The sequence below is a fragment of the Streptomyces sp. NPDC059456 genome, from assembly GCF_042750055.1.
In the GTDB taxonomy this organism is placed as follows: domain Bacteria; phylum Actinomycetota; class Actinomycetes; order Streptomycetales; family Streptomycetaceae; genus Streptomyces.
This window is the reverse complement of record NZ_JBHYVA010000269.1, coordinates 1-10,277: the sequence shown is the minus strand read 5'-3', so window position 1 is coordinate 10,277 and position 10,277 is coordinate 1. Positions and strand designations below refer to the sequence as shown.

At 72.6% G+C, this 10,277-nt stretch carries 7 protein-coding genes; 2 read left to right on the top strand and 5 right to left on the bottom strand.

Annotated features, from left to right (window positions below; translation table 11 throughout):
- The first annotated feature begins 182 nt into the window (after window positions 1-182).
- The gene (locus ACFXA3_RS22715; protein ID WP_385189353.1) at window positions 183-1,178 is read left to right on the top strand and encodes an SDR family NAD(P)-dependent oxidoreductase; all 996 of its coding nucleotides are present in this window, start codon (window positions 183-185) and stop codon (window positions 1,176-1,178) included.
- A 203-nt stretch (window positions 1,179-1,381) separates the two neighbouring features.
- Here ACFXA3_RS22715 and ACFXA3_RS22710 read toward each other — a convergent pair whose 3' ends face one another.
- The 5 genes from ACFXA3_RS22710 to ACFXA3_RS22690 form a co-directional block, all read right to left on the bottom strand.
- Window positions 1,382-2,974, bottom strand: a complete 1,593-nt coding sequence (locus ACFXA3_RS22710; RefSeq protein WP_385189351.1) for a Na+/H+ antiporter — start codon at window positions 2,972-2,974, stop codon at window positions 1,382-1,384.
- Between the two features lie 253 nt (window positions 2,975-3,227).
- Complete coding sequence (locus ACFXA3_RS22705; protein WP_385189349.1) at window positions 3,228-3,692, bottom strand: GNAT family N-acetyltransferase; 465 nt, start codon at window positions 3,690-3,692, stop codon at window positions 3,228-3,230.
- Complete coding sequence (locus tag ACFXA3_RS22700) at window positions 3,689-4,630, bottom strand: RluA family pseudouridine synthase (RefSeq protein WP_385189347.1); 942 nt, start codon at window positions 4,628-4,630, stop codon at window positions 3,689-3,691. Before ACFXA3_RS22700 ends, ACFXA3_RS22705 begins: the two co-directional genes overlap by 4 nt.
- Before the next feature lie 63 nt (window positions 4,631-4,693).
- Entirely contained in the window at window positions 4,694-5,254 is a 561-nt protein-coding gene (gene lspA, locus ACFXA3_RS22695) for a signal peptidase II (protein ID WP_385189344.1), read from the bottom strand.
- A 144-nt stretch (window positions 5,255-5,398) separates the two neighbouring features.
- Window positions 5,399-6,343: a TraR/DksA family transcriptional regulator gene (locus ACFXA3_RS22690; RefSeq protein ID WP_385189341.1), complete on the bottom strand. Its 945-nt coding sequence runs from the start codon at window positions 6,341-6,343 to the stop codon at window positions 5,399-5,401.
- A 585-nt stretch (window positions 6,344-6,928) separates the two neighbouring features.
- Here ACFXA3_RS22690 and ileS point away from each other — a divergent pair.
- Window positions 6,929-10,075 (top strand): isoleucine--tRNA ligase, encoded by a 3,147-nt coding sequence (ileS, locus tag ACFXA3_RS22685; RefSeq protein WP_385189338.1) that lies wholly within the window; start codon window positions 6,929-6,931, stop codon window positions 10,073-10,075.
- Window positions 10,076-10,277 lie beyond the last annotated feature (202 nt).

Here is a 10,277-nt window from a genome sequence, read left to right as displayed (position 1 = left end):
CTGGCTGGTGCTCTTCGAGGCCAGGAACAAGGTCCTGCTCGCGCCCTCGGCCGTGGGGGGGCGGCGCGTGGAGGTAGCGGGTATAACCCCGCGCCCCCCCCGCCCGGGGCGCGCCCCCCCGAACGGCTGGCGGCGCACGTCCTGCGCGTCGCCGGCCTCCCCCTCCCCGTCTTGGAGCACGCATGAACCGCTGGAGCGACCGCACCGTCCTGGTCACCGGAGCCGAGGGGTTCATCGGGTCCACCCTGGTCGACCTGCTCGTGGAGCGGGGCGCGCGGGTGCGCGCCTTCGTCCACTACAAGCCGTACGCGCAGAGGGGCCACCTGGCGCGGTACCTCGCCGACCCCGACGGCCCGGTCGAGACGTGGGCGGGCGACATCCGCGACGCGGGCCGGGTCAGCGACGCGGTGGAGGGCTGCGACACCGTGTTCCACCTGGCGGCGCTGATCGGCATCCCGTACAGCTACGCCTCGCCGGGCGCGTACGTCCAGACGAACGTGACCGGTACGGAGAACATGGCGGAGGCCTGCCGTCGCCACGGGGTGCGCCGCCTGGTGCACACGTCCACCAGCGAGGTCTACGGGACGGCCCTGACGGCCCCGATCGCCGAGACGCACCCGCTCCAGCCGCAGTCCCCGTACTCGGCGTCGAAGATCGGCGCGGACATGATGGCGCTGTCGTTCCACCACGCGTTCGAACTGCCGGTGACGGTGGTGCGGCCGTTCAACACGTACGGCCCCCGCCAGTCGGCGCGGGCCGTGATCCCGACGATCCTGGCGCAGCTGCACGCGGGCTCGCGGGAGATCAGGCTGGGCTCCCTCGCCCCCACCCGGGACTTCACGTACGTGACGGACACGGCGGAGGGGTTCCTCGCGGTGGCGGAGTGCGACCGGGCGCTGGGCGAGGTGGTCAACCTCGGCACGGGCCAGGAGATCTCGGTCGGGGACCTGGCCCGGGCCCTGATCAGGGCCTCCGGCCGGGAGGCGTCGGTGGTCGTGGACGAGAGCCGTCTGCGTCCTGCGGGCAGCGAGGTCCAGCGGCTGCTGTCGGACAACTCCCGTGCCCGGGACTGGGCGGGCTGGACCCCGCGGGTCTCCCTGGAGGAGGGCCTGTCCCACACCTCGGCATGGATCGCCCGGAACCTCCCGCTCTTCGCCCCGTCCCAGTACCAGGTCTGACCCCGGGACGCGGCCACCGCTGCCGCCGGGACAGCGGGGGGGGCCGGGGGGTCGGGGGGGGGGTCGAGGGCGGGGGCCGGGCCCCCCCGGCGCCCCCCCCCCCGGGGGCCGGGGGCCGGGGGCGGCCCCCGGGGTGCCGGGGCGGGGGCCGAAGGGCGGGCCGGGGGCCGAAGGGCGGGCCGGGGGCCGAAGGGCGGGGCGGGTCAGGTGCTGCGGAGGCTGCGGACGTCCAGGTGGCGCAGGACGCGGTCCACGATCTCCGGGTCGGCGCCGGGCTCGCTGCGTGCGGCCAGCACCTCGTGCCGCGCCGCCGACATCATCTCCCGCTGGATCCGCTGGACGTGGCGGATCCGCTCCACCCGCTTCGCGTACGCCTCCCGCCGTTCCTCGTCCACCATGTCGGGGCTGATCCTGGCCCCCACGTCGTAGGCCCGCCGGTACAGCACCTCCACGAGGTCCGCCGGGAGGTCCTCCACCTCCTCGATCTCCTTCAGCCTGCGCTTCGCGGCCTTCGCCGCGCGGATCGCCAGCCGCCGCTCCGTCTCCCGCTCGGCGTCCTCGTCCGCCTCCACCCCCAGCCTCCCCACCAGCCACGGCAGCGTCAGCCCCTGGCACACCAGCGTCACCATGATCACGGCGAACGCGATGAAGATGATCTGGTCCCTCGCCGGGAATGGCGCCCCGCCCTCCACCCGCAGCGGAATGGCCAGCGCCAGCGCCACCGAGGCCACCCCCCGCATCCCGGCCCACCACATCACCACGCTCTCCCGCCAGCTCAGCGGGATCTCCTCGGCGTAGTCGCGCCGCTTGTGCAGCCGCTTGGCCAGCCACCCGGCCGGCAGCAGCCACGCCAGCCGTACGAGGACCACGACCGCGATCACGGCGGCCGCCCACCCCGCCATCTCCGCCACGCGGCCCTTCGCGACGCCGAAGACGTTGTGCAGCTCCAGCCCGATCAGCCCGAACGCCACGCCCGTGACGAGCATGTCCACGACCTCCCAGAAGGTGTGCCCGGCGAGCCGCCCCAGCACGTCGTCCGCGTCGCTCGCGTACTCCGCGAGGAACAGCGCCGTCGTCAGCACGGCCAGTACCCCCGACCCCTTGAGCTCCTCGGCCACGACGTACGACACGAACGGCACGAGCAGCGTCAGCCCGATCTGGAGCGTGGCGTCGTCGAGCCGTCCCATGAGGGCGTTGGTGGCCCACCCCAGGAGCAGGCCGACGCCGACGGCGACCACGGCGGAGAGCACGAACTCCCCCAGCGCGTCGGGCCAGGAGAAGCTGCCGCTGACGGCGGCGGCGATGGCCACGTGGTAGAGCACGATCGCGGTGACGTCGTTGAACAGGCCCTCGCCCTCCAGGATCGACACCATGCGGCGCGGCAGCCCGAGGGATCCGGCGACGGCGGTCGCGGCGACGGGGTCGGGCGGGGCCACGAGCGCGCCGAGTGCGACGGCGGCGGCGAGCGGCAGTGCGGGGACGACGGCGTACGCGACGGCGGCGACGGCGGCGGTCGTGACGAACACGAGGGCCACGGCGAGCAGGAAGATGGGCCGGACATTGGCGGCGAACTGCCGCCACGAGGTGCGCTGCGCCGAGGCGTAGAGCAGTGGGGGCAGCAGGAGCGGGAGGATGTACTCGGGCGGGATGTCGACGTTCGGCACGGCCGGTACGAGGGCCAGTGCCGCCCCGCCGATGGTCATCAGGACGGGCGCGGGCAGCCCGAGCCGGTCCCCGAGCGGCACGGTGACCACGGCTCCGAGCAGCAGCACGAACAGCAGAGCAAGCTGATCCACTCCCCCACCCTGCCAGGCCGCTGCCGCCGAGCCGTGCGGTCGGGGGCCGCAGCCGCGTGTCGGCACCCCGGGCGCCGGCGGGCCCGTGCGGGGCCGGCGCCGTCCGCCGAGCGGCACCTTCACCGGGGTGGGTGGGGGTGGGGCCGCGCGCCCCCCCCCCCCCCCCCCGCGGGGGCCCCCCCCCCCCCCCCCCCCAGAAGGGGAGAAGGGCGGGAAGGGGACCGGCCCCCGCGGGGAAACCGGTCAGCCCCGGCTACGGGAGCGTGCGCCGCATCGACCGGTGCGGGATGCCCGCGTCCTCGAACTCCGGGCCGTAGGCCACGTATCCCAGTCGCTCGTAGAACCCGAGCGCGTGCGTCTGCGCGCCCAGGTCGACCGCGGCGAGGCCCAGCCGGGCGGCCTCCGCCTCGATCGCCCGGACCAGGGCCACTCCCACGCCCAGCCCGCGCGCGGACTCGGTGACGGCGAGCCGGCCGAGGGAGCCGGCCGTCGGGTCGCCCGTCTTGGCCAGGGCGGCCGGCCCGTGGAGCAGCCGGCCGGTGCCGAGCGGTTCCCCGCCGGGCCCCTCGGCGAGCACGTGCACCGCGTCCGCGTCGTACGCGTCGTACTCGATCGACTCGGGCACGGACTGCTCGATGACGAACACCTCGGTCCGTACCGCGAAGCACGCCCGCAGGTCGGCCTCCGAGGAGGCGACCCTGACGGTGAAGGCCGTCACTCGCTCTCGGCCCGGATCACGTCCAGCGCGTGCTGGAGGTCCGCCGGGTAGGTGCTCTCGAACTCCACCCACCGGCCGTCCGACGGGTGCTCGAAGCCGAGGCGTACGGCGTGCAGCCACTGGCGGGTCAGGCCCAGCCGCTTGGCGACGGTCGGGTCGGCGCCGTAGGTGAGGTCTCCGACGCACGGGTGCCGGTGCGCGGACATGTGGACGCGGATCTGGTGCGTGCGCCCGGTCTCCAGCTTGATGTCGAGCAGGGAGGCCGCGCGGAAGGCCTCGATCAGGTCGTAGTGGGTGACGGACGGCTTGCCGTCCTGGGTGACGGCCCACTTGTAGTCCGCGCTGGGGTGGCGGCCGATGGGGGCGTCGATGGTGCCGCTCATCGGGTCCGGGTGGCCCTGGACCAGCGCGTGGTAGCGCTTGTCCACGACCCGCTCGCGGAACTGGTTCTTCAGCGAGGTGTACGCGCGCTCGGACTTGGCGACGGCCATCAGGCCGGAGGTGCCGACGTCGAGGCGGTGCACGATGCCCTGGCGCTCGGACGCGCCGGAGGTGGAGATGCGGTAGCCGGCGGCGGCAAGACCGCCGATGACGGTGGTGCCGGTCCAGCCGGGGCTCGGGTGGGCGGCGACGCCCACCGGCTTCATGATGACGACGATGTCGTCGTCGTCATGGACGATCTCCATGCCGGGGACGGGCTCGGCGACGACCTCGACCGGCCGCGGCGGCGCGGGCATCTCGACTTCGAGCCAGGCACCGCCGTGCACGCGCTCGGACTTCCCGACGACGCTGCCGTCGACCGACACCTTCCCCGCCGCGGCGAGCTCGGCCGCCTTCGTCCGGGAAAAACCGAACATACGGGCGATGGCGGCGTCGACGCGCTCGCCTTCGAGGCCATCGGGAACGGGCAGGGTGCGGATCTCGGGAATCGTACTCACCCGTCGAGTATGCAGGACTCGACGGCACGGCAGTTCCGCGATCAGTGGGCGACGGCCCCGCGATCAGTCCTTGTGGACCGTGCCGTCAGGGTCCAGACCCTTGAACGAGAGCAGCACGATCAGGATGCCGCCGCACACGATCGCCGAGTCCGCCAGGTTGAAGACGGCGAAGTGGGCGGGGGCGATGAAGTCGACGACGGCCCCGCGGAACACCCCCGGCGAACGGAAGATCCGGTCGGTGAGGTTGCCCAGCGCACCGCCCAGCAGCAGGCCCAGGGCGATCGCCCACGGCAGGCTGTAGAGCTTCCGGGACAGCCGCACGATCACGATGATCACCGTGGCCGCGATGCAGGTGAAGATGATGGTGAAGGCCTCGCCGAAGCCGAAGGCGGCGCCCGGGTTGCGGATCGCCTCGAACTTCAGCAGGTCGCCGATGATCCGGATCGGCGGCTGGTGCTCCAGCTTCGCCACGACCAGCATCTTGCTGCCGAAGTCGAGCAGGTAGGCGAGCAGCGCGACGACGAGCAGCGCGACGATCCGCCGGCGCCCCTTGGGCGCGACGGACTCCGGCTGGGCGCCTTCCCCGATCTCCGGCGTACCGATGATGCTCTCCGCCTCTGCCACGTGAGTCCCTCTGCTGGCTCGAACCAGGTTGCCGACGGCACAGCCGTGCCAGGTTCCTGGACCCTGACGAGACACGAGGGTACGTCAGGGTCCGTCCGGGGCGCCGCCCGGCCCGTACCACCTCGCCGCGGACTCAGTGCCGGCTCAGTGCCGCCGCTCCTGCTTCTGCTTGCAGTCCACGCACAGCGTCGCGCGCGGGAAGGCCTGCATCCTGGCCTTCCCGATGGGCCGGCCGCAGTTCTCGCAGAGCCCGTACGTACCCGCCTCCAGCCGCTCCAGGGCCCGCTCGGACTGTTCGAGCATCTCGCGGGCGTTCGCGGCGAGGGCCAGCTCGGACTCGCGGGTGATGTTCTTCGTGCCGGTGTCGGCCTGGTCGTCGCCCGCGCCGTCCCCGGAGTCGCGCATCAGGCCCGAGATGGCCTCGTCGGAGGCCTGCAGCTCGTTGCGCAGCCGCAGGACCTCGCTCTGCAGCTCGTTGCGCGCCTCGGTCACCTCTTCCGGGGTCCAGGGGTCCTCGCCGGGCCGTACGGCCAGCTCGCCCGGCGCCAGGCCCGCCGTGGCCCTGGCCTTCGGCAGGCCGCTGGTGGCGGCCGCAGCCGTCTTCCTGGCCGTGCCGGTGCTCTTCTTGGCAACCACTTTCCGGGCTCCCGTCTGTTGCGCGGCGTGCGCCGCCCCCTCGGCCCCGGCCGCCTTGGCCGTGGCCTTCCTCGCGGTCGTCTTCCCGACGCCGGTCGCCTTCTTCACGGCCGCCGTGGCGACGGCCGTCGTGTTCACGGCCGGGCTCTTCCCGGCCGGGGCCTTCGCGGCGGACACCTTCCCGGCGGCCTCCTTGCCGGTCGCCTTGGCAGCCGTCCCGGCGGTCGCCTTCGCGGCCGCCTTGCCGGCCGTCTTGGCGGTCGCCCTGGCGGGCTTGCCGGCCGGCGCCCTGCCGGCCGCATCGACCGTCGTCTTCTTCCCGGCCGCCTTCTTCACCGCCGCCCCGGCCGCCGGCTCCTCGGCCGTCTTCTTCCCGGCCGTGGTCTTCTTGCCGGCCGTGGCCTTTCCGACAGCCTTCTCGGCAGTTCTCCCGGCGGTCTTCTTCGCCACCATGGCCGCGGCCCCTTCACATACTGTGATCTTGCTCGCGAATCGTGCCGGAACGATAAATCGACTCCGGCCTCGCGGCAACGGGGCACGCGTCCGTCGATGCCAACCTGCATCCGTTGTGCCCAGCAGGAAGCCAGGTAATCCGCCACTCCCGTCACACCGGACCCCGGACCGGCACATCGGCCCGTTCGGGTCACACGGCACCCCCGTCCGGAGCACGGCACGGGCCCGCCGCACCCCCGCCGCGACCCCCCGTAAACCGGTCTGCCGAGCGGGCCCCCGCCCCGTACACTGGGCCCAGCGAAAGGCATGGACGGGGACGAGTAGCGTCGGACGCAGCCATGAGCGACCCGGGGACGGTGAGAGCCCGGGGGCGAGCGCGATGCGAAGGATCACCCCTGAGCCGCCGGAAGAAAGCCGTACGGATCCCGCCCGGATCCCGCGCGGCGAGTAGAACCGGCTTCGCACCCCAATGAGGGGGCCACCGGATCCGTCCGGCGGCCAAGGAGGGTGGTACCGCGGGAGCAGCAGTCGGCTCTCGTCCCTCCGGACGGAAGCGACACCCCGCCGGAGGAAGAGTTCAGCCTCATGACCACACCGCCGCAGTACCGCCCGGTACCCGCCCAGGTCGACCTGCCTGCCCTCGAGCACGCCGTCCTCGACTTCTGGCGCGAGAGCAAGACCTTCGCCAAGACGCTGGAGCAGTCCGAGGGACGCCCCGAGTGGGTCTTCTACGAGGGCCCGCCCACCGCGAACGGCATGCCCGGCGCGCACCACATCGAGGCCCGCGTCTTCAAGGACGTCTTCCCCCGGTTCCGCACGATGCGCGGCTACCACGTCGCCCGCAAGGCCGGCTGGGACTGCCACGGCCTGCCCGTCGAGCTCGCCGTCGAGAAGGAACTCGGCTTCAACGGCAAGCAGGACATCGAGGCGTACGGCATCGCCGAGTTCAACGCCAAGTGCCGCGAGTCCGTGACCCGCCACACCGACGCGTTCACCGAGCTCACGACCCGGATGGGCTACTGGGTCGACCTGGACGACGCGTACCGGACCATGGACCCCGAGTACGTCGAGTCCGTGTGGTGGTCGCTGAAGGAGATCTTCAACAAGGGCCTGCTGACCCAGGACCACCGCGTCGCCCCCTGGTGCCCGCGCTGCGGCACCGGCCTCTCGGACCACGAGCTGGCGCAGGGCTACGAGACGGTCGTGGACCCGTCCGTCTACGTCCGCTTCCCGCTGACCTCCGGCCCGCTCGCCGGCGAGGCGGCCCTGCTGGTGTGGACGACGACCCCCTGGACCCTGGTGTCCAACACGGCGGTCGCGGCCCACCCCGAGGTCACCTACGTGGTCGCCACGGACGGCAACGAGAAGCTCGTCGTGGCCCAGCCGCTGCTGGAGAAGTCCCTCGGCGAGGGCTGGGAGGCCACCGGCCAGACCTTCACCGGCAAGGAGATGGAGCGCTGGACGTACCAGCGCCCGTTCGAGCTCGTGGAGTTCCCCGAGCCCGCCCACTACGTCGTGAACGCCGAGTACGTCACGACCGAGGACGGCACCGGTCTGGTCCACCAGTCCCCCGCCTTCGGCGCCGACGACCTCGCGGTCTGCCGCGCGTACGGTCTGCCGGTCGTGAACCCCGTCCGCCCCGACGGCACCTTCGAGGAGGAGGTCCCGCTGGTCGGCGGCGTCTTCTTCAAGAAGGCCGACGAGAGGCTGACCGCCGACCTGGACGCGCGCGGCCTGCTCTTCAAGCACATCGCCTACGAGCACAGCTACCCGCACTGCTGGCGCTGCCACACGGCCCTGCTCTACTACGCGCAGCCGTCCTGGTACGTCCGCACCACCGCCGTCAAGGACGCGATGCTGCGGGAGAACGAGAAGACGAACTGGTTCCCGGACTCGGTCAAGCAGGGCCGCTTCGGCGACTGGCTGAACAACAACATCGACTGGGCGCTCTCCCGCAACCGGTACTGGGGCACCCCGCTGCCGATCTGGCGCTGCGAGGAGAACCACCTCACCTGCGTCGGGTCCCGCGCCGAGCTGTCCGAGCTCTCCGGCCAGGACCACTCGAACCTGGACCCGCACCGCCCGTACATCGACGACGTCACGTTCGCGTGCACGCACGAGGGCTGCTCCCTGACCGCCGTCCGCGTGCCGGAGGTCATCGACGCCTGGTACGACTCGGGCTCGATGCCGTTCGCGCAGTGGGGCTACCCGTACAAGAACAAGGAGATCTTCGAGAAGCGCTACCCGGCGCAGTTCATCTCGGAGGCCATCGACCAGACCCGCGGGTGGTTCTACACCCTGATGGCGGTCGGCACGCTCGTCTTCGACAAGTCCTCGTACGAGAACGTGGTCTGCCTGGGCCACATCCTCGCCGAGGACGGCCGCAAGATGTCCAAGCACCTGGGCAACATCCTCCAGCCGATCCCGCTCATGGACCAGCACGGCGCGGACGCGGTCCGCTGGTTCATGGCGGCCGGCGGCTCCCCGTGGGCGGCCCGCCGGGTCGGCCACGGCACGATCCAGGAAGTCGTCCGCAAGACCCTCCTCACGTACTGGAACACGGTCGCCTTCCAGGCGCTGTACGCCCGTACGTCGAACTGGGCACCGTCGGCTGCCGACCCGGCACCGGCGGACCGCACGGTCCTGGACCGCTGGCTGCTGTCCGAGCTGAACACCCTCGTGACCGAGGTCACGGACGCGATGGAGTCGTACGACACCCAGCGCGCCGGCAAGCTGCTGTCGGCCTTCGTGGACGACCTCTCCAACTGGTACGTCCGCCGCTCGCGGCGCCGCTTCTGGCAGGGCGACGCGGCGGCGCTGCGCACCCTGCACGAGGTCGTGGAGACGGTGACGCGCCTGATGGCCCCGCTGACCCCCTTCATCACGGAGCGGGTCTGGCAGGACATGATCGTCCCCGTCACCCCGGACGCGCCGGAGTCGGTCCACCTGTCCACGTGGCCGGCCGCCGACACCTCGGCGATCGACCCGACGCTCTCGCAGCAGATGCTGCTGGTCCGCCGCCTGGTGGAGCTGGGCCGGGCCACGCGTGCCGAGTCGGGCGTGAAGACCCGCCAGCCGCTGTCCCGGGCGCTGGTCGGCGCGGTGGGCTTCGACGCGCTGTCCCCCGAGCTCCAGGCCCAGATCACGGAGGAGCTGAACGTCTCCTCGCTGGCCTCCCTCTCGGAGGTCGGCGGCTCGCTGGTCGACACGACGGCGAAGGCGAACTTCCGGGCGCTGGGCAAGCGCTTCGGCAAGGGCGTCCAGGACGTGGCGAAGGCCGTCGCCGCCGCCGACGCCGCGGCGCTCTCCCTGGCCCTGCGCTCCGGCTCGGCGACCATCTCGCTGAACGGCGAGGAGATCTCCCTCTCCCCGGAGGAGGTCATCATCACGGAGACCCCGCGCGAGGGCTGGTCGGTGGCGTCCGACTCCGGCGCGACGGTGGCCCTGGACCTGGAGATCACTCCGGAGCTGCGGCTGGCGGGGCTGGCGCGTGACGCGATCCGCCTGATCCAGGAGGCCCGGAAGAACTCCGGCCTGGACGTGGCGGACCGGATCGCCCTGCGCTGGTCCTCGTCGGACCCGGAGGTCGTGACGGCCCTGACGGACCACGCGTCGCTGATCGCGGACGAGGTCCTGTCCACGGACTTCGCGACCGGCGAGGCCGACGGCACCTACGGCGACCCGTTCACGGACGAGTCCCTGTCACTGACGTTCCGCCTCCGCAAGGCGTAGCCTCCCGGCCGTAGCGGCCCGCGTCCCTTCCCTTCCGGGTGGGGGTGCGGGCCGTTTCGTTTGCCCCCCCCCCCCAACCCACACACCCCCCCCCACCCCCCCGCCGCGGTTGTGCGGCTCGCCGGCCCGGGGCCGGCCGGGCGGGCCCCAAACCCGCATCGTCCACGACGCGCCGCACACCCGCGGCGTTCCGGCGCAGCAG

Coding starts and splice junctions, on each gene's coding strand:
- ACFXA3_RS22690 (WP_385189341.1), bottom strand. CDS start 6,343: ATGGTGGCGAAGAAGACCGCCGGGAGAACTGCCGAGAAGGCTGTCGGA.
- ileS (WP_385189338.1), top strand. CDS start 6,929: ATGACCACACCGCCGCAGTACCGCCCGGTACCCGCCCAGGTCGACCTG.
- ACFXA3_RS22715 (WP_385189353.1), top strand. CDS start 183: ATGAACCGCTGGAGCGACCGCACCGTCCTGGTCACCGGAGCCGAGGGG.